General features: G+C 46.6%; 15 protein-coding genes and 7 tRNA genes. 5 read left to right on the plus strand and 17 right to left on the minus strand.

The window, feature by feature from the left end; all coding sequences use genetic code 11:
* Positions 1 to 3 precede the first annotated feature (3 nt).
* Both L5L94_RS10915 and bioB read right to left on the minus strand, forming a co-directional pair.
* Positions 4 to 1,236 (minus strand): aminotransferase class I/II-fold pyridoxal phosphate-dependent enzyme, encoded by a 1,233-nt coding sequence (locus L5L94_RS10915; RefSeq protein WP_263163132.1) that lies wholly within the window; start codon positions 1,234 to 1,236, stop codon positions 4 to 6.
* Between the two features lie 151 nt (positions 1,237 to 1,387).
* Positions 1,388 to 2,440 (minus strand): biotin synthase BioB, encoded by a 1,053-nt coding sequence (bioB, locus tag L5L94_RS10920; protein WP_263163134.1) that lies wholly within the window; start codon positions 2,438 to 2,440, stop codon positions 1,388 to 1,390.
* Positions 2,441 to 2,562: 122 nt separating this feature from the next.
* Here bioB and bioA point away from each other — a divergent pair, with 122 nt between their 5' ends.
* Together bioA and L5L94_RS10930 are read left to right on the plus strand one after the other, a co-directional pair.
* Positions 2,563 to 3,918, plus strand: coding sequence for an adenosylmethionine--8-amino-7-oxononanoate transaminase (gene bioA / locus L5L94_RS10925; RefSeq protein ID WP_263163135.1), 1,356 nt, complete (start codon positions 2,563 to 2,565; stop codon positions 3,916 to 3,918).
* A 390-nt stretch (positions 3,919 to 4,308) separates the two neighbouring features.
* Positions 4,309 to 5,910 carry a methyl-accepting chemotaxis protein gene (locus tag L5L94_RS10930; protein ID WP_173496542.1) on the plus strand — a complete coding sequence of 534 codons (1,602 nt, stop codon included), beginning with the start codon at positions 4,309 to 4,311 and terminating at the stop codon, positions 5,908 to 5,910.
* Positions 5,911 to 6,051: 141 nt separating this feature from the next.
* On the opposite strand, the gene L5L94_RS10935 is transcribed toward L5L94_RS10930, so the two are convergent.
* Positions 6,052 to 9,492: a PAS domain-containing hybrid sensor histidine kinase/response regulator gene (locus L5L94_RS10935; RefSeq protein ID WP_263163137.1), complete on the minus strand. Its 3,441-nt coding sequence runs from the start codon at positions 9,490 to 9,492 to the stop codon at positions 6,052 to 6,054.
* A gap of 174 nt (positions 9,493 to 9,666) precedes the next feature.
* Here L5L94_RS10935 and acs point away from each other — a divergent pair, with 174 nt between their 5' ends.
* From acs to L5L94_RS10950, 3 genes are all read left to right on the plus strand, one after another.
* Complete coding sequence (gene acs / locus L5L94_RS10940; RefSeq protein ID WP_263163139.1) at positions 9,667 to 11,619, plus strand: acetate--CoA ligase; 1,953 nt, start codon at positions 9,667 to 9,669, stop codon at positions 11,617 to 11,619.
* 222 nt (positions 11,620 to 11,841) lie between these two features.
* Positions 11,842 to 13,596 carry a DEAD/DEAH box helicase gene (locus L5L94_RS10945; protein ID WP_263163140.1) on the plus strand — a complete coding sequence of 585 codons (1,755 nt, stop codon included), beginning with the start codon at positions 11,842 to 11,844 and terminating at the stop codon, positions 13,594 to 13,596.
* 60 nt (positions 13,597 to 13,656) lie between these two features.
* Complete coding sequence (locus L5L94_RS10950) at positions 13,657 to 13,917, plus strand: GrxA family glutaredoxin (protein ID WP_028760344.1); 261 nt, start codon at positions 13,657 to 13,659, stop codon at positions 13,915 to 13,917.
* 259 nt (positions 13,918 to 14,176) lie between these two features.
* On the opposite strand, the gene L5L94_RS10955 is transcribed toward L5L94_RS10950, so the two are convergent.
* From L5L94_RS10955 to ybgC, 14 genes are all read right to left on the minus strand, one after another.
* Positions 14,177 to 14,252: transfer RNA gene (locus tag L5L94_RS10955), tRNA-Lys, on the minus strand.
* A gap of 177 nt (positions 14,253 to 14,429) precedes the next feature.
* A tRNA-Lys gene (locus L5L94_RS10960) sits at positions 14,430 to 14,505 on the minus strand.
* A 58-nt stretch (positions 14,506 to 14,563) separates the two neighbouring features.
* Positions 14,564 to 14,639 (minus strand) — tRNA-Lys (locus tag L5L94_RS10965).
* A gap of 37 nt (positions 14,640 to 14,676) precedes the next feature.
* A tRNA-Lys gene (locus L5L94_RS10970) sits at positions 14,677 to 14,752 on the minus strand.
* Between the two features lie 38 nt (positions 14,753 to 14,790).
* A tRNA-Lys gene (locus L5L94_RS10975) sits at positions 14,791 to 14,866 on the minus strand.
* Positions 14,867 to 14,925: 59 nt separating this feature from the next.
* Positions 14,926 to 15,001 (minus strand) — tRNA-Lys (locus tag L5L94_RS10980).
* A 185-nt stretch (positions 15,002 to 15,186) separates the two neighbouring features.
* Positions 15,187 to 15,262: transfer RNA gene (locus L5L94_RS10985), tRNA-Lys, on the minus strand.
* Between the two features lie 142 nt (positions 15,263 to 15,404).
* Positions 15,405 to 16,151 (minus strand): tol-pal system protein YbgF, encoded by a 747-nt coding sequence (gene ybgF, locus L5L94_RS10990; RefSeq protein ID WP_028760345.1) that lies wholly within the window; start codon positions 16,149 to 16,151, stop codon positions 15,405 to 15,407.
* A 24-nt stretch (positions 16,152 to 16,175) separates the two neighbouring features.
* Complete coding sequence (gene pal, locus L5L94_RS10995) at positions 16,176 to 16,709, minus strand: peptidoglycan-associated lipoprotein Pal (protein WP_028760346.1); 534 nt, start codon at positions 16,707 to 16,709, stop codon at positions 16,176 to 16,178.
* Positions 16,710 to 16,755: 46 nt separating this feature from the next.
* A complete protein-coding gene (gene tolB, locus L5L94_RS11000; RefSeq protein ID WP_263163141.1) occupies positions 16,756 to 18,084 on the minus strand; it encodes a Tol-Pal system beta propeller repeat protein TolB in 1,329 nt (442 codons plus the stop codon).
* Positions 18,085 to 18,095: 11 nt separating this feature from the next.
* Positions 18,096 to 19,121: a cell envelope integrity protein TolA gene (gene tolA, locus L5L94_RS11005; RefSeq protein ID WP_263163143.1), complete on the minus strand. Its 1,026-nt coding sequence runs from the start codon at positions 19,119 to 19,121 to the stop codon at positions 18,096 to 18,098.
* A complete protein-coding gene (gene tolR, locus L5L94_RS11010; RefSeq protein ID WP_113938780.1) occupies positions 19,122 to 19,556 on the minus strand; it encodes a protein TolR in 435 nt (144 codons plus the stop codon).
* Positions 19,556 to 20,242, minus strand: a complete 687-nt coding sequence (gene tolQ, locus L5L94_RS11015) for a protein TolQ (RefSeq protein WP_028760350.1) — start codon at positions 20,240 to 20,242, stop codon at positions 19,556 to 19,558. Before tolQ ends, tolR begins: the two co-directional genes overlap by 1 nt.
* A complete protein-coding gene (gene ybgC / locus L5L94_RS11020) occupies positions 20,232 to 20,633 on the minus strand; it encodes a tol-pal system-associated acyl-CoA thioesterase (RefSeq protein WP_006081251.1) in 402 nt (133 codons plus the stop codon). Before ybgC ends, tolQ begins: the two co-directional genes overlap by 11 nt.
* Positions 20,634 to 20,635 lie beyond the last annotated feature (2 nt).

Raw genomic sequence — 20,635 nt, forward strand, 5'->3', positions numbered from 1 at the left:
CATTTATCTGTACTCATCGGCAGATTCTCGTTCACTGACAAGCGGGATACCAACACGACTGAGCACTTGGGCTAATTGCTCAACACAAGCAGCAATATCTTCAGCGGTATGGGTCGCCGTTAAGGTAATGCGTAATCGCGCCGACCCTACAGGCACCGTCGGCGGGCGAATCGCCCCAACCCAAATGCCCGCGGCTCTTAACGCTTCGGCGACTTGCAGGGTTTGCTGCGCATCGCCAATGATCAACGGCTGAATTGCGGTATCCGAACCTAAAAGGGGCACGGCAGCATCGAGGCATAACTGTTTGAATAGCGAAATATTCTCAAGCAGTTTCAGCTGTAACTCAGGATGTGCAGTGCAGTACCGAGTCGCGGCTAACGCTAATGCGGCATTGGCGGGCGATAAGGCGGTCGAATAAATATATTCGCGGGCATTACTGACCAAAAAGTCGATCAGCGCCTGACTCCCCAAAACCGCTGCGCCTTGGCAACCTAATGCCTTACCAAAGGTCACCACTTGCACATCGATAAGCTTGGCGGCTTTATCTCTTACATCACTATTTTGATAGCCATCAAGCACCGCAAAACCATGGGCATCATCAACAATCAACCAAGTATTTTGTTGACGACAAAGCGCCGATAACTGCACGATCGGCGCACAATCCCCGTCCATGCTAAACACGCTTTCTGTGATTAACGCCGATGCGTGATTTCGAGTCAGAAGCCGCTCAGCGCTCTCAAGCGAATTATGTAAAAAACGTTTTAACTGCGCACCGCTGTCCTGCAAACCATCGATAATTGAGGCATGCACAAGTTTATCGGCAATCACAGTATCTTGCTGATCAAACAAGGTTTTCATTAACGCCGTATTAGCACTAAAGCCCGAGCAGAATAGTAATCCCGCTTCATGCCCCGTTAAGGCGCAGAGTTCACGTTCAAGTGTGACATGCGCATCACTGTACCCTGTCACTAAGGGCGATGCGCCGCTACCCACACCGTAGGTCTGCGCGCCAAGGTGCAGCGCTTCAACCAACTCAGGAACGCGGGATAAGCCTAAATAATCATTACTGCTAAAATTAACATAGGATCGCCCTTCGAACACAAAGCACGGGCTCGAAGTGGGTGCGTTAATATCAAAGCTGTGATCAACACTCAACATTTTACGTTGCCGTAATAAACCTTGCTCACGTAAGGCTTGCTGACGGGCGGCAATTTTCATCTCGAGCAGAGAACTCATCGATTTAGCCTCAAGAATGATTGTCTTAAAAATGCTGCTTGAAAAATGGAGTGCGGCCAATAAAGCTATCGGCCGCAATCAAAATAGGCTGCAGCCAACAAGGTTTACAGGCTATTCGACCTGTTTGTCGGACAACATGCACTCAGTGGTATTACAAAGCAGCCGCGTCATAGAATTGTGCCGATGACTTATCTTGATAGGCCGCCGCTTTTGCTAAAACAGCACTTTCTTCTTCCAGTTTTGCCGCTGCGCCCTGCTCGGGACGTAAGCCTAAACGTCGAAATAGCCCCATATCATCGCTTTCTTCTGGGTTTGGTGTGGTCAGCAATTTACAACCATAGAAAATCGAGTTAGCGCCAGCAAAGAAACACATGGCCTGCAGCTCATCACTCATATTTTCGCGGCCTGCCGATAACCGTACGCGGGAAAGCGGCATTAAGATACGCGCCACGGCGATAGTACGCACAAATTCGAGTGGGTCGAGGTCGTCAAGCTTCTCAAACGGCGTGCCCGCCACTTTAACTAACATATTGATCGGTACTGAATCAGGATGCTGCGGTAAATTAGCCAGCTGTTGTAGTAAGCCTGCGCGATCCGTCGCCTTTTCACCCATGCCGACAATCCCGCCCGAGCACACTTTCATGCCAGAAGCGCGCACATGTGTCAGTGTATCTAAACGATTTTGATAGGTACGTGTCGTGATCACATCGCCGTAATATTCAGGCGAAGTATCTAAATTATGGTTGTAATAATCTAAGCCAGCACTGGCTAAATCGTTCGCTTGATCTTCAGACAGCATACCAAGCGTCATACAGGTTTCCATACCTAAGGCTTTAACTTCTTGCACCATTTGTTTAAGGTACGGCATGTCTTTTTCTTTTGGATTACGCCAAGCAGCGCCCATGCAGAAACGAGAGGCACCCGCGGCTTTAGCACTGCGTGCCTCGGTCAGCACAGTTTCCATTGCCAGCAAACGCTCTTTTTCTAGACCTGTGTCATAGCGAGCACTCTGCGGGCAATATTTACAATCCTCAGGGCAAGCACCGGTTTTAATCGATAATAAACGGCTAATTTGCACTTCATTAGGATCGTATACCTCACGGTGAATACAGTGGGCTTTAAATAATAAGTCATTCATCGGCAGCGCAAATAAGGCTTCGATTTCTTCCCGCTTCCAATCATGACGAACTTGCAACTGCGACATTGAACACCCTTTTTATTCTGTTTTTTATCTTGGCTAGGATAACCTCAGCCCTTAAACTGTCAACGCCAACCAGTGAACCCAGTTTACTAATGGCTACTTTATCACCAAAAAAGTGAGCATTTATGCGCAATTTACTCGATTTTGACTTTGATAGCGCCCATATTTGGCATCCTTACACCTCAATGACCCGATCTCTTCCTGTTTTTGGTGTACACAGCGCCAAAGGCTGCGAGCTTGAACTCATCGATGGCCGCAAGCTGGTCGATGGGACTAGCTCGTGGTGGGCCTGTGTGCACGGTTATGCACATCCCAAGATATTAACCGCGATGGAAAAACAGTTGCATCAACTGAGCCATGTGATGTTTGGCGGTATCACCCATGAACCCGCCATTGAACTGTGTAAAAAACTTATCGCTATGACCTGCGAACCGCTGACAAAGGTCTTTTTGTGCGACTCTGGATCTATCTCAGTCGAAGTGGCAATTAAAATGGCGCTGCAATATTGGCAAGGTCAGAGTTGGCAAGGGCAAAGTGTACATGGAGAAGAGCGACCGCTAAAACAACGCATTCTTACCGTTAAGAAGGGTTACCACGGCGATACCTTTGCCGCGATGAGCGTATGCGATCCCGAAGGCGGCATGCACACTATGTTTGGCGATGCGCTTACGAAACAATCATTTGTGCCCGCGCCACAAACCGCCTTTGGCGAAGCCTTACAAGCCGATGATTTAACCGCAATGCGCGACATATTAAGCATTAATCACCATGATATTGCCGCAGTGATTATAGAGCCGATAATGCAAGGCGCTGGCGGTATGCGTTTCTACAGCGCAGATTATTTAGCGGGTCTTCGTGCCCTATGTGATGAATTTGATGTCCTGCTGATCTTAGATGAAATAGCCACTGGCTTTGGTCGAACAGGTAAGCTTTTTGCCTATGAACACGCCCATATTACCCCTGATATCTTATGTTTAGGCAAAGCGCTGACGGGCGGTTATATCAGCCTAGCGGCAACGCTATGTACCGATAAAGTTGCCCAAGGCATAAGCCAATCTCCCGCAGGCGTGTTTATGCATGGCCCTACTTTTATGGGTAACCCGCTAGCCTGCGCCGCGGCGTGTGCAAGCTTAGACATAATTAACCGTAATGAATGGCAAGCGCAAGTGGCTGCTATCGAACAGCAAATGCGTTTAGAACTTAACGATGCGATTGACTTACCGAGCGTAAAAGACGTGCGAGTGCTCGGCGCAGTGGGCGTGTTAGAGATGCACGAACCCGTCAATACCGCAGAGCTACAGCAACAATTTGTTGATTTAGGCGTCTGGGTGCGTCCCTTCGCCAACCTTATCTATATCATGCCGCCCTATATCATTAGCTCAGCACAATTAAGCCAACTCACCAGTGCGATGAAGCAAGTCGCAGCAGGTATTAGCGCGGTATCAAAAAGTCTTGAGCCGCAGCTTATCAGCCACGGTTGATGCTTTAACACTTGACCATCTTTTAGCTTAACGCTCTTTCAACTCAATAAGCCTTCAACTTACATAGGCTCTCAAATAAACGAACCCCTGCGCACTGTGCGCTAGGGGTTCGAACTGCTTGGCTTATATCAGACTCAGCAGCCCTTCCCTTGTTCGAATCTCGCATTCTCTCGATAGATAAACGCGCTAAGGTTGCAATTGCAATATTGCTCACAATTTCCATTAAAACTCTGTAATTTAGTGCATTTATTTAATCCGCCAACTGGAAATTTTATCAAAGCCAACGATGCTTATATCACTCACTTTACACAACATATCTTTCGCCAAAAACTGACAACAACTTGAGCAGAGGGAATGGCTTAAATCGCTACACAAAGAAAAGGAGATCATATGTTCAAACTCGCTGACATCCCCGTTAATCGAAAACTCGCACTACAGCTCATTATCGCCCTCGCAGGTGCCTTAATTTTACTCACTATTTCCGTCACAGCCCTAAAGCACAACCTGATGGCAGAGCGTGAAGCACGACTTAATGCCGTATTATCCCTCGCCAGCAGCCGTATCCAAGCATTGTCGCAATCGCTACCCCTAGAGCAAGCACAGCAAGCCGCTAAAGACATGTTAAACGACATGCGTTTTGATGGTGATAACTACTTGTTTGTGATTGATGAATCGAGGCACGTTATCGTTCATCCCATCAAAAAAGAACTGGTTGGCCAACAAATGGGTAATCGAGGCGAAGAGAATTATTGGTTCGAAATGGTCGAACTCGGCCGTGATGGCAAACAAGGATTAGTCGAATACCGCTGGACGACGGCGAATGGCAAATCAGCGCAAAAAATCTCACTTGTCATGGGATTTAAACCTTGGGGCTGGATCTTAGGCTCAGGTATGTTACTCCAAGATATCGAAGCCACCATTTGGAATGAATACCTCACCATGGGAGGCATTACATTTGTCATTATTGTGCTTATGGCTTGGCTAGGTTATGCCATTAGCCGCTCTATTACTCAGCCATTGGATGATGTGAATCTGGCTATGCTCGCCATCACAAAAGGTGATTTAACGACTCAGCTAAAAATCTATGGTAAAGATGAACTTGGCATCCTAGCCCACAATATAAACCAAAGCATAGACTCCATTCGTAGCACTTTACTTCAAGCGAGTCATAGCGCTGACAATGTTGCACAGGCCTCGGCTCGGATCGCCTCAACTGCAGAGGAAACCAATCAAGCGGTAAATAATCAGCGGGATCAACTCGCCCAACTTGCCACAGCCATGAATGAAATGAGCGCCACTATCGCCGATGTCGCGAATAATGCGGAGAGCACAGCCAAAGATACCAAAGAAGCCACTTGGGAAGCTGGCCTTGGCGACCAAGATGTTCACGCCAGCGTAGATGGTATTCATGCTCTTGCCAAAGAAGTGGAGCAAGCGACGGATCAAGTGAATATGCTTAAAGAGGAAGTCATGCAGATCAGCGAGGTCACCTCTGTTATCAGCGCGATTTCAGACCAAACCAACTTGCTGGCACTGAATGCGGCAATTGAAGCCGCCCGCGCTGGCGAGCAAGGGCGAGGGTTCGCTGTAGTCGCCGATGAAGTGAGGCAACTCGCAAGTCGCACTAGGCAATCGACCGAAGAAATTCAAAACACGATTTCATTATTGCAACAACGGGCCGTGAGCGCCGCTAAGGCAATGGATGCAAGCCGAGCTTTGGCAGAAAACAGTGTGAGTCAATCGGCAAAAGCGGGGAAGGATTTATCGCTTATCGTTGCTCATATAAAACATGTGAGTGACATGGCAACCCATATCGCCACCGCCGCAGAAGAACAAAGTGTGGTCGCAGAAGACATGAACAGAAACGTGTGCGGGATTAATAACTCAGCGCTCGAAGTCTCTGAATCGGCAACTTATTTGGCTCAAGAAAGTGAAAGTTTGGCCGAATTATCACTGAATTTAAACAATAAACTGGCCGTATTCAAACTCTAGTCATGTATTTAGTTACACCCACAAACCTGTGTCAAACCGTTTAGCCAAGATAAGCCGCATAAAAAATTACGCGATTATCTTGGCATTTCGTTAAACGTGCCGACGTCACAAAACTCATGTTACCGAACACGTATACCAAGCTTATTTTACCAAGCTAGAAATCAAGGCACGTAGCGCGGCAGGTTTTATCATTTTCGCCATATAGTGATAGCCGCGGCGTTGCACATCTTCCACCAGCTCTTTGCGAGTATTGGCGGTAATCAAAATGCCGGGTAAATCTTGTCCATAAAGCGCGCGAATACCGTCCATCGCATCGACGCCATTTTGGCCATCATCTAAATGGTAATCCGCGAGCACAATATCAGGCGCGACGCCTTTCAGTCCTAGTTTAATGCGTGCATCAGATAAATCTTTTGCACAGATAACCTCACACTGCCAGCGGCTTAATAGGCTTTCTAATCCAGCTAAAATGGCCTCTTCGTTGTCGATACACAACACTTTGATACCCGACAATGGCTGCAGCAGCGACGGCAACGCTTTCACTTGTGGTTGACGCACAGTTTCTCCAAGTGGAACACAAATGGAGAAGACCGAGCCGCGCCCTAAATGGGATGAAACCTGAATACCGTGTTCTAACACTTTACTAATGCGATCAGCAATCGCCAGACCTAAGCCCAAGCCGCTAACATTGTTGCTCTTAGGATTATTCAACCGCTTAAATTCTTTGAAAATTTCTTGGGTTTCTTTTTCATCAATACCACAACCCGTGTCTAACACTTGGATTTCAAGGTAATGACCTCGATGACGGCAACCAAATAACACTCTGCCACCGCGAGCATAACGGTAGGCATTGGTTAAAAAGTTTTGCAGGACACGCCGTAACAGCGAAGGATCGGAATTAACGGTCGCACTGCATGGGACCATCTTAAAACGAATTTGGTTATCCGCCGCCATCGCTTCAAATTCAACAGATAAGCCATTGATCAGTTCTGAAATCGCAAAGTCACGGCGATTTACATCCACCATACCTGAGTCGAGTTTAGAAATATCCAATAGGTCGGTGAGCAATTCGCCGGCAATTTTTAGCGAGCTATTCACATGGGATAAGGTGGTTCTGGCCTCACGATCTAGATTGGGATACTGAGATAACGACGCAGTGAACAGTCGCGCAGCATTAAGTGGCTGCATTAAATCATGGCCGACGGCGGCCAAGAAGCGACTCTTAGAAGCGTTGGCAATTTCTTCCTGCGCTTTAGCCTCCAGTAACTCACTGTTTAACATAGCCAATTCATAGGTACGTTCGTTAACACGGCTCTCTAAGGTTTCATTGGCCTCAAGCAGCGCGCGCTCCTGTTCGCGATACTGAGTAATGTCGGTAAAGGTCATCACAAAGCCGCCATCTGGCATAGGATTTCCCTGAATTTTTATCACTTTACCGTCCCTGCGATGGCGCTCAGAAGTGTGCGGCGTGCCATTACGCATATGCTGCACCCGCTGCTCAACCTGCTGTTCTATTTCCCCTTCACCACAATAACCTCGCGCCGCATTAAAGCGGATCACTTCACTGATGGGCATGCCCTGCTGCAAAAATCCATCGGGATATTGATACAGCTCCACATATTTGTAATTCCATGCCACAAGATTGAGATCGTTATCGATAACACTCATGCCTTCATAGGCGTGTTCAATCGCGCCGCGCAACATGTCTTGGCTGAGCATGATTTTCGATGAAGCTTCATCGACCAGACTAAAGACTTCATCCAGCGCTAAATCGCGCCCTTGCAGCACGGAATCCATCACTAGCGCTGCGCTTGAAGCGCCAAGCACCCCCGCCAATAAACGTTCAGTGTGGGAAATCAACTCCGGCGGCGCCGCTTTATGCCAACTATCACTTTTTACTGCATCAATAGAGAAACGGCTAAAACTCTCGTAGGCGCGCGTTGGGCTAACGAAGCGACTCGCCAGTATCAGTAAATCTTGCTGTGAAATCGGACCATTTTTCTTATTAGCGCTGTTTTTCAATTTGCCAGGGCTCACAAATGCACTGGCCTGAATACGCTCGGCCACACCGGCTCTAAACCAAATAGAGCCCAAAATATAACAGGCGATATTGGCAAAAAGAGCCGTCAGCGCATCACGCACATTGGGCGTTATCGCATCTAGCAGGCCTTTTTCGCTCACGACGCCAGACAAAAACGCCGATGAACTTTGCACATCGGTCATGCCCTGCAACATGATGTAGAACCACAGCGAAAAGCCCACACCAAGTCCTAAAAATACCCCAGCACGATTGCCGTGTTTCCAATAGAGTCCACCGACTAAAGCTGGCGCGAGTTGGGCAAACGCACCAAAAGACAACATGCCTAAATGGGACAAGGAATCACTGTCTGATAATGCCAAATAGCTGCCATAGCCTAAGCCCAGAATAATCACGATGGCTAAGCGGCGGGCATTAAGTAACAGGTGCGAGAACTGACTGAAGTTTTTCTCGCGGATATGACCCGTGCGCAGCATCACTGGCACCAGCCATTCATTACTTACCATCACACTGATAGTCACTACAGCAACAATGACCATACCCGTTGCCGCAGATAAGGTGCCCAGCAAAGCAATCACAGCCAACAAGGGTTGATCTAACGCCAGCGGTAAATTAATCACATAGGTATCGGCCGACACGGAGTCTCCGAGGATGAGCTTCCCCGCCAAGGCGAGCGGTCCAACGAATAAACCGAAAAGTGCTAAATAGATGGGAAACAGCCAACGCCCTTTTGACAACACGGACTCATCGGCGCATTCCACCACCATTACATGGAACTGCCTTGGCATACATAAAAAGGCCGCCATTCCGACGAGTAACTCAGGCATTAAAGCTTCAATACGTGGATTGGGATAATTAATTAGTGACTGCGCATTGGCCTGCTGCCAAATATCCCCAAAACCATCGAACACTCCGAAACTGATGACGATGCCGACCAACAAAAATGCGGCAAGTTTCACCAGAGACTCAAAGGCAATCGCAAGCATCATGCCGGGATTATGCTCGGTCGCATCGAGTTTGCGAGTACCAAATAAAATGGCAAATATGGCTAACAGCGAAGTGATCAGTAACGGAATCGTCACGCCATCGAGGGGATCGTCTGCGGGTTGAAACAAATTAAGGCTGAACACCATCGCCTTAAGCTGCAGGGCGATATAGGGCATGATACCAAACAAGGCGATTAAGGTGACTAAGGCGGCTAAAGTTTGAGATTTGCCATAACGGGCGGCAATAAAGTCGGCCACTGAGGTGATATTTTGCGCCTTAGACACTAATACCATCTTGCGTAACATGCCAAAACCTAGAGTAAAAATCAGAATAGGGCCGATAAAAATCGGTAAGAAAGACCAAAAATCCTTAGCCGATTGCCCAACTGTGCCTAAAAAACTCCACGAGGAGCAATAAACCGCTAAGCTCAGACCATAGATAACGACCTGAAGCTTTTTAGTGATCTGAGTAAACCAACGCTCCGCCCCCCAAGCCAATAGGAATAAAAGCGAGACATAACAGACGGCAATAACAGCAACGACTAAGGTTAAATTCATACTTTGCTCTTTTTTCTGATTATTGTGCGATAAAACCTGTCTAAAATCTAGCCGGTTTTTTAATGCAACAGACTAAATATAAAGGAAAATTTAACACTAGACCAAGGTCTAATGGAGTTGCCGCCCCCTTGCATACCATACTCAGTCCACGCAATTTTTCAAAAGGGAAGCCCTATGAGCTCGCAGTCTCTCTACAAAGTCTCCGGCAATATCGCTGCCAATGCACTTGTAAACAACGATAAATATAAAACAATGTACCAAGAGTCGATTATCAATCCTGAAGGTTTCTGGAGAGAACACGGCAAGCGTATTGATTGGATTAAACCTTATACCAAAATTAAAAAAACCTCTTTTGATGACCATAACTTATCGATCAATTGGTTTTACGATGGCACCCTGAATGCTTCTGCCAACTGTTTAGATCGTCATTTAGCCGAACACAGTGATCGCGTGGCGATTATTTGGGAAGGCGACAACGCCAGCGAACAACGCAAAATCACCTACGGTGAATTACATGCAGATGTGTGTAAATTCGCCAACGCACTGCGCAGCCAAGGCGTGCGCCGCGGTGATATAGTCACAATTTACATGCCTATGGTGCCAGAAGCCGCAGTCGCTATGCTTGCCTGTGCCCGTATCGGTGCTGTGCACTCTGTGGTCTTCGGTGGTTTCTCACCGGATTCAATCGCCTCTCGCGTCATTGACGGAAAATCCAAAGTCATCATTACCTCCGATGAAGGTATGCGCGGTGGCCGTGCTATTCCATTGAAGCGCAACATAGATGATGCCTTAAAGCACCCTGATGTCACTACGGTTGAAAAAGTCATCGTACTTAAACGCACGGGTGGCAAAGTAGATTGGGTAGAAAGCCGTGATGTGTGGTGGCATTCACTGATGGAAACCGCATCAGAGCACTGCCAGCCAGAAGAAATGGACGCCGAAGCACCGTTATTCTTGCTTTATACCTCAGGTTCAACCGGTAATCCCAAGGGCGTATTGCACACCACTGGCGGCTACATGGTTTATGCGTCTATGACCCATGAATATGTGTTCGACTACAAAGCGGGTGAAGTGTACTGGTGTACCGCGGATGTGGGTTGGATCACTGGCCACTCTTACATGGTTTACGGCCCGCTCGCCAATGGTGCGACTGTGCTTATCCATGAAGGTGTGCCGAATCATCCAAGCCCTGCCCGTTTAGGCGAAATGATTGACCGCCATAAAGTGAACATTCTATATACAGCGCCAACGTTAATTCGCGCATTGATGGCAGAAGGTAAGCAACACTTCGATAAGTTCGATGGTAGCAGCTTGAGGATCATGGGCTCGGTAGGTGAACCTATCAACCCAGAAGCGTGGCGTTGGTACCATGAGGTCATAGGTCATGAACATTGCCCTATCGTCGATACTTGGTGGCAAACTGAAACGGGCGGCATTTTGATCACCCCACTGCCAGGCGCGACCGATACTAAACCCGGCTCAGCTACCCGCCCGTTCTTTGGCGTTCAACCCGCCTTAGTGGATAACATGGGGAATATTTTAGAAGGTGAGAACGAAGGTAACTTAGTGTTACTCGATTCTTGGCCGGGCCAAATGCGTACTGTGTATGGCGACCACGAACGATTTGTACTGACCTACTTTAAAACCTTCCGTGGCATGTATTTTACCGGTGACGGTGCCCGCCGCGATGAGGATGGTTACTACTGGATCACAGGCCGCGTCGATGACGTGATTAACGTATCCGGCCACAGATTAGGTACAGCAGAGGTTGAAAGTGCGCTGGTATCACACGAACTGGTTGCCGAGGCTGCAGTAGTTGGCTACCCACATGATATTAAAGGCCAAGGTATTTATGCGTATGTCACGCTAACCCGCGGCACTGAAGAAACCGAAGAGCTACGTCAAGAGCTGCGTCAATGGGTCCGTAAAGAAATTGGTGCGCTGGCAACCCCAGATCTCATCCAATGGGCGACGGGCTTACCTAAGACACGTTCAGGCAAGATTATGCGCCGCTTCCTGCGTAAGATTGCCGCTAACGAAGTGACCAACTTAGGGGATGCATCAACCTTGGCCGATCCAGCTGTGATCGAGACCTTGATTGAATCACGCTTAAATCGTACTGAGTAATATCCGAGTTAAGAATAACGTCCACAACACTTAGTCTATGCCCAATAGGCTAAGTGTAACCTGAACCTCCCTTTTTAAACCTCAGGTTAAAAGTGAACCCTGTTGAGAGAGTGCGTGTGATTGCTCCTTTCTCTAGCTTGCCCCTCCAACCAGGGGCATTTTTTTTGCCTGTTATGTTAAGCTTGCAGCCTCACTTTTATTCAGCATAGATTTTTTATCAGCGTGTCAGTCAAACTCAGAGACTATCAACAGCAAGCGGTTAATGCCGCCATCGCCCATTTTAGGCAAAGCCAAGCTTCCGCCGTACTCGTATTACCCACAGGCGCGGGCAAAAGCATAGTGATCGCCGAACTGGCACGCATCGCCAAAGGCAGAGTCTTAGTGCTCACCCATGTGAAAGAATTAGTTGCGCAAAATGCCGAGAAAGTCGGCCTCCTCACAGCACAAGCCAGTATCTATGCGGCGGGACTCAATCAAAAAGCCACCGACGGAAAAACCGTCGTTGCCAGTATTCAATCGGCGGCGCGGGGATTAACGCAGTTCGATCAGCCGTTCTCGTTAGTCATTATTGATGAATGCCACAGAGTCAGCCTAGAAAAAACCAGCCAATATCAGCAAGTACTCAACCATTTACGCACGAAAAATCCCCAATTAAGATTGCTCGGTCTCACCGCCACGCCCTATCGCCTTGGCACTGGCTGGATTTATCAGCAACACTATCACGGCAAAGTAGGGTCTCCCGAACATGCCGTGTTCGAACATTGTGTGTTCGAGCTGCCCATAAGGCCGCTCATTAAGCAAGGTTACCTCACAGCGCCAACCCTGTTTGATGGCCTAAGTGCCCAGTACGACTTCAGCCAACTTAAAGCAAACGAGAATGGCGAATATGCCGAAGCCGAGGTTAACGATTTACTGGGACATTACGGCCGCGCGACCACTGCGATTGTGAAACAACTCATTGAACTGAGCCAACATAGAAAAGGTATTATCATTTTTGCGGCAACGGTACGTCACGCCAATGAGATTTTTAACATACTCAACCAAGCTCACGCTGCGCAGAGCGCCATTATCACGGCACAAACGCACGACAATGAACGTGACGCGACGATTGAACGCTTTAAAGCCCAAGAGCTTAAGTTTTTAGTCAACGTGGCTGTGTTGACGACAGGCTTCGACGCGCCCCATGTGGATTTGATTGCTATTTTGCGCCCTACCGCTTCAGTCAGTCTGTTTCAACAAATGATCGGCCGTGGATTGCGAATCGCTGAAGGCAAAAAAGATTGTCTTATCATCGACTATGCTGCCAATGGTTATGACTTGTATTTTCCCGAGGTCGGCCAAGCTAAACCCAACAGTAAATCGGTACCTGTGCAAGTGCATTGCCCAGTATGCGATTTTGCCAATATATTCTGGGGACTCACAGACGACGATGGCGACATTATCGAACACTTTGGTCGCCGCTGTCAGGGCATAGTCGAACAGCAAGGTAAAAAGCTGCAGTGTAACTTTCGATTTAGATCTAAATCTTGCCCTGATTGCGGCGAAGAGAATGATATCGCGGCGCGCATTTGCCAGCACTGCCAATCGACCCTCATCGATCCCGATAAACGCCTACGCCAAGTGCTCAGCCAGCAGCACCATCATTTATTCCGCTGCCAGCATATGAGCCTCATCGACGATGACGGCAATCTGAAAGTGCAGTACCTTGATATCGACGGTAATGAATTCAATCGCCGCTTTAAATTACAAACGCCGGCCCAGTGGCGAGCCCTATATGCCTTATTCATCTTTCCCCATAGCCGTACACCGGGATTAAAACCGAAAAAGTACACTAAGGTGACAGAGTTAATCAGCGATGCGGATAAATTCCGCATGCCCGATCTCTTGCTGCTGAAGAAACATAAAAAAGGCTGGGATCTGCTCGAAAGCTATTTTGATTATCAAGGTCGCTATCAAACTGAAAATAAACGCGGCTGACATTATCAATTCACTTAGGCCTATGGTATAAAACGACTAAAGTAATCCTAAGGAGCTATTATGTTCGTTGTTATTTTTGGCCGTCCAGGCTGTCCTTATTGCGTTCGTGCTGTGCAATTATCTGAGCAACTCGTTGAAAAACGTGATGACTTTAAGTTCAGATATGTCGATATCCATGCAGAAGGCATCTCTAAAGCAGATTTAGAAAAAACTGTCGGTAAGCCTGTTGAAACAGTACCGCAGATTTTTGTCGATGAGAAGCACATAGGTGGCTGCACAGATTTCGAGCAATATGTTCGTGAAAACAATCTGTTAGATTAAGCGTTATAGATATGTGATCCGCTTAATGCAAAAGGAGACCTAAGGTCTCCTTTTTAGTCTTTAACCTAAGCGGCTTAAATTAGATACTTAGCTGAGAACATTATGCGACAAAAGTAGAAAATGCCAGCATAAATAATATGTTAGAAAAGTATTTTCCGTGGGAAGAATAAGACGAAGGTATTAAATTTGATACTGAGTATTGGAGTTTAGCTTGGAAAATTCAGTGACTATTCGAGAGAAACACAGCGGGAAAAATAAGTGGTGGGTCGTGAAGGATTCGAACCTTCGACCAATTGGTTAAAAGCCAACTGCTCTACCGACTGAGCTAACGACCCATCTATTGTCTATTAAAACTGTTATGCTGATTTATACACTTTCAGTAAAGTGGTGTGTCATGAAGGATTGGAACCATTCGACTGATTGGTTAAAAGCCAACTGCCCTCGCCTTATAAAAAATCGACTGAGCTAACGAGCCATCTGGTATTGCGCTGATTTATACACTTTCAGTAAAGTGGTGGGTCGTGAAGGATTCGAACCTTCGACCAATTGGTTAAAAGCCAACTGCTCTACCGACTGAGCTAACGACCCAACTAGGTATTACGATAAAATGTTCACTTATTTTGGCATCAACAATGCGAATAATAAGTGGTGGGTCGTGAAGGATTCGAACCTTCGACCAATTGGTTAAAAGCCAACTGCTCTACCGACTGAGCTAACGACCCATCTGGTGTTGCGCTGATTTATACACTTTCAGTAAAGTGGTGGGTCGTGAAGGATTCGAACCTTCGACCAATTGGTTAAAAGCCAACTGCTCTACCGACTGAGCTAACGACCCATCGAGGTATAACGCTGATTTATGCACTTTCAGTAAAGTGGTGGGTCGTGAAGGATTCGAACCTTCGACCAATTGGTTAAAAGCCAACTGCTCTACCGACTGAGCTAACGACCCATCTAGGTATTACGATAAAAATGTTCACTTATTTTGGCATCAACAATGCGAATAATAAGTGGTGGGTCGTGAAGGATTCGAACCTTCGACCAATTGGTTAAAAGCCAACTGCTCTACCGACTGAGCTAACGACCCATCTGGTGTTGCGCTGATTTATGCACTTTCAGTAAAGTGGTGCGTCATTAAGGATTAGAACCATTCGACTGATTGGTTAAAAGCCAACTGCCCTAGCTTTATAAAAAAGCGACTGAGCTAACGACAAATTGTACTACTGACTATCTCGTTAAATACCACTAACTTATTCTATTTATTAGATTAAGTGGTGGGTCGTGAAGGATTCGAACCTTCGACCAATTGGTTAAAAGCCAACTGCTCTACCGACTGAGCTAACGACCCATTTACTGGTATTTCACGCCCCGAACGACCTCGCCGCTCTGAGGGCGCCTATAATACCTTTTTCATCTTCTCATGCAAGCGCAAATTCCCAATTTTTTGTCGTTTGCATGAAAAACAGACTAAGAGTATGTTTTTTAGTTAATTACGCTTTAATTGCAGCCAGTTGCTGCTGTGCAATGCGTGCTGCGGCGCTATTTGCGTAATCTTTGACAACTTGTTGGTAGTATTGCATCGCACCAGCTTTATCACCGGTTTTCTCGGCGATCATGCCAAGCTTCACTAAACTATCGCCACGTTTATTAGAATCACTAAAACGATCAACCACAGTTTTGAAGGCTTGTTTGGCTTCTGCAAATTCGCTCTTATTAAATAATAGCTGTCCTAACCAATAGTTCGCATTCGCGGCATACACAGAGTCTGGGTATTGTTTGATAAAAGCACGGAAGGCAGGAATGGCATCGTCATACTTACGCTCTTTTAAGACTAAGTTAACGGCATTTTCATAACTTGCAGTTTCACTTAAACTACTTGCGGCAGCATTGGTCGATACCACAGAGGGGATAGATGTCGCTGCAGCTGCAGGTGCGGCAGATGCCTTTGAGGATAAATTAGCAAGCTCATCATATAACTGACGCTGACGCTCTTGCATCTGCTCAATCTGATAATTCTGTTGTTCGGTTAAACCGCGTAAATCGAGAACTTCCTGCTGCAGTGTATCAAGACGACGTTGCATCTCGAGCTCACTTTGTTGTCTCGATTTTACAATACGTTCGATACGAGCAAGTCTGTCATCACCCGAACCACCAGCAATATCTTCCACAGGAGCAGGCGCTGCAACTGCAGCGCCCGCACCAAGGAACATTGCCGTAATTAAGACGGCACGTTTCATTGTGTTACTCTCCGAGATTCAATCTTAGTAAACTAAAACTGCACGACGGTTTTTGCCAAAACCTTCATCAGTGCGAGAAAAATCAAGTGGTTTTTCTTCGCCATAGCTGACTACGCTCATTTGGCTTGGCTGTACGCCCATACCTTGTAGGTATTTAGCAACGGCTTTAGCACGACGTTCACCCAGAGCAATGTTGTACTCAGGAGTGCCACGCTCGTCCGCATGACCTTCAATCAGTACGCGCACACTTGGGTGCTCAACTAAGTAAGTACCATGAGCTTCTAATACAGCGGCGAATTCAGTTTGAACTTCACTGCGGTCGAAATCGAAGTAAATGATGTGTTCTTTTCTCAACTCTTCTAACTGCTGACGTTGCTGCTCTTCAGATGACAACATAGCACCCACACCACCAGTTTGAATGCCACCATTCAGTTCGCTACCTGAACCGTTTGTTGAGCCCATTGCATCAGTTTCTGATTCTGAAGTTGAGCTACATGCACTAATAGCCATAATTGGAAGTGCTACCAACATAGCTTTTAACAACTTATTCAGATCCATTACGTGTTCCTTATAAAATTAAATGTGATTAAATCAAGGTATAACATTAGAGAAACGGAGACCAAGAAGGTGATTTCACCTCGCCTTGACCCACGGGTAATCTCGCTTTAAAGCGTCCATCCGTAGAAACAGCTGCTAATACTTGCTTACCTTGGTGTGTAGTGCCATATATGACCATAGTACCATTAGGCGCCACACTTGGGGATTCATCCAAGCGTGTAGAGGTTAGCACCTGCATAAAACGCGTATTTAAGTCCATACGCGCAATATTAAACTTACCGTTAGTACGGTTAACAAAAATCATACTACGTCCATCTGGCGTAATTGAACCGCCAAGGTTCCATTCACCTTCAAATGTTTCACGACTCACTTTACCTGAACTTAACTCTACGCGATAAATTTGCGGTCTACCACCACGTTCAGAGGTGAAAATCAACGACTTCCCATCAGGATACCATGATGGTTCAGTATCGATAGCATAGTGATTGGTAATACGCTTAATCGCTTTTGTCGCAATATCGATAACATAGATCTCAGGCTGACCATCCTTAGACAGCGTCACAGCCAAAGATTTGCCATCAGGAGAGAAAGCCGGCGCACCGTTAATACCAGGGAAAGAGCTCACTTTAGTGCGCACTTGGGTATAAAGGTCTTGTACGAAAATCTCTGCTTTTTTATTTTCAAAGCTAACATACGCCAAACGACGCCCATCGGGTGACCAAGTAGGTGACATTAATGGCTCAGGTGAGCGCAGTAACATTTGCTCGTTAAAACCATCATAGTCCGCAACCATCAACTGATAAGGTGCTTTTTGAGTATGATTGACCACGACGTAGGAGATCCGCGTTAAGAATGCACCGCGAATACCGGTTAACTTTTCATAGACGATATCGCTAATTCTATGACCATATTGACGAAATTGCGCTGCTGAAATCACAGTTTGGCGACTGTCCATCAAAAATTCTGTAGCACTGACTGAGCCTTTCAATGCTTGGTTTTGTGCTTTAACTAAATCGATTAAATCAAAGCTCACCAAATACTGATCGGTCCCGTAAGGTTTCACAGTACCTAACACCACAGCTTCTGCGCCAACGCTAGACCATGAACTAGGTTGAAACTGAGCCAAAGCACCAATATTGCGCTGAGGTAGTCCGAGCTCGTCTAAAGGTTTAAAGGTACCGCTACGAGCTAAGTCAGACATCACCACATCAGCAATCGCTTGTGGCGGTGCGCCAGGACCTTGCCATACAAAAGGCATCACAGCAATCGGACGCGCTGCATCAACACCTCCGGTAATTACAATATCCAGCGCCGCTTTTGCGGGGGTGGTGCACAGCAGAATCGCCACTGTTAACCATTTTGCCAAAATCTTCATGTGACTCCTTGTTAATTAAACGTTGGTTCAACGATTAAGTTAAGTTCTTTCATAAAATTATATACTTGTGGATCCGGTGACACTGGCAGTTTACCCGCCTTTAAAATCGCGCTCTTAGCAGCACGGCAAACCGATTCATCACCGCTTTTTGTTTGACTACTGATTACAAAACCATCGCTGGCTAAACGTACTGAAACAGTACAAGTCTTGCCCCGCATCGATTCATTCTTCACTAAATTACGTTGTATGACAGATTGAATCATCGAGGTGTACTTACCCACTTCGCTTTCCACTTGTTTACTCATGGTTTGCGACAATGCCGCCTGCTCCGCCGCTAATGCATCGGCCATTTCCTGCTCTTGATCGGCACGGGCTTTGGCATCCGCTTTAGCTTTGGCATCCGCTTTAGCTTTGGCATCCGCTTTAGCTTTGGCATCTGCTTTAGCTTTGGCATCTGCTTTAGCTTTGGCATCAGCCTCCGCTTTAGCTTCCGCATCTGCTTTTTGCTTACGGTCAGTTTCAGCTTTCACTGCAGCAGCTTCTTCAACCTTGCGTTTTTCAGCTGCTTTTTGTGCGGCGTCTTCAGCAACCTTACGCTCCTGCTCTTTCAGCTTACGGTCGGCTTCGGCTTTGACCGCCTTTTCCTTTTCCTGCTGCTGTTTCACCTGGGCTAATTTGGTCGCTTCATTGGCTTTTTGAATCTCAATTTCCTGCAGCTTACGTTCTTGCTCTAGCTGTTTAATCTGAGCTTGTTCGCGCTCGCGTGCCTGTTTCGCTTCTTGAGCTTTGCGTTCAAGCTCGGCTTGACGTTCTTGCTCACGGCGTTCGGCATCACGCTTTTCTTGCTTAAGTTTCTCAACTTGATTAGCCACTTTTTGCTGATCAACCATAACAGCTTTGATTGCTGGTGCGCTAACTTGTTGCATAGGCTCAGGTTTGTGAGAAAAATCTATTCCTAACGCCAGAATAATTATCACGCCAATATGAATACCCGCTGAAATTGACAGAGGTAATGTTACATCTGACTTATCTGCCACCTATTTCTCCTTGGGTGAATCCGTCATCAAACCGACTGATGGCACGCCAGCTTGCTGCAGTGTCACCATCAACTGAATCACTTTATCGTAAGGAATATTTCTATCGGCTTTAACCACAACAGGACGCTCAGGTTCAGTCACGATAAGTGCAGCCACTTCCGTTGCCAATTCTTCCAAATCCATAGGCACATTCGTTGAACCGCCTTTATTGAGGAAGTAATCACCATCACCATCGATTGAAGCAACAATGGGCGGCTTACTGTCATTGGGTAAAACTTCTGCCGCCCCTTGAGGTAGCTCAACTTTGACCCCTTGGGTGACTATGGGCGCTGTTACCATAAAAATAATTAACAGCACGAGCATCACGTCGATATAGGGCACCACGTTGATTTCAGCAACGGGGCGACGACGTTTGCGCTGATAAGCTGGTTGCATTATGCCCCTTCCTTCTCACTGTATGCTTGGCGATGCAAAATGCTGGAGAACTCTTCCATAAAGTTTGCGTAAGCCATTTCTAATTTATCGACTTGAGTCGAGAAACGGTTGTAGGCGATTACCGCTGGAATTGCAGCAAATAAACCCATAGCCGTTGCAATCAAAGCTTCAGCAATACCTGGGGCAACCATAGCTAAGGTGGCGTTTTCCATCGAACCAATAGCGATAAAAGAATTCATGATCCCCCATACCGTACCAAATAAACCGATATAAGGGCTAGTCGAACCAATCGTTGCTAATAACGGTAAGTTAGCTTCTAACTTTTCCATTTCGCGAGACAAGGTCACACGCATAGCACGCGATGTACCATCCATGACGGCATCGGGCACTTTGCTATTTAATTTATTCAGGCGTGAATATTCCTTAAAGCCAGTCACAAATAATGACTCTAAACCGCTATTATCTGGACGAGATGATAATTCTTTATACAAACGGTTTAAATCAACACCTGACCAAAATTTGTCTTCAAACTTCGCCGATTTACTTTTTGCGGATGTCAGTAAGCTACGGCGTTGTAAAATCACCGTCCAAGACATCACCGACAAGCAAAGTAAAGTGAACATAACAAATTTCACTAATAAACTGGCTTGTAAAAATAACCCAACAATCGACATATCAGCTTGCACTGTCAAACTCCTGCACAATATTTAAGGGAATAGCTCGGGGACGCATACGTGATAGCGCAACACAAACAACCAGCACTGTGCCTTCACAATAACAGTCTCCCTGTTTATCGACCAAGCGTTGATGAAAGATCAACGAGGCCTTTTTCAACTCTATGACCTTAGTTTCAACAATAAGGTTCTGTTCAAAACGTGCTGCTTTGCGAAAATCGAGTTCCGCACGCTTTACGACAAAAGCAGTGTCGTCGGCTAATAACGCAGTCTGACTCACGCCAAGGGCTTTTAGCCACTCGGTTCGCGCGCGCTCAAAAAAGTTGAGGTAGTTCGAATGATAGACAACGCCACCAGCGTCGGTGTCTTCGTAATAGACTGAAATTGGCCAATGAAACATCATTT

The sequence above is a fragment of the Shewanella sp. SM21 genome, assembly GCF_025654335.1.
Lineage (GTDB): Bacteria > Pseudomonadota > Gammaproteobacteria > Enterobacterales > Shewanellaceae > Shewanella > Shewanella oncorhynchi.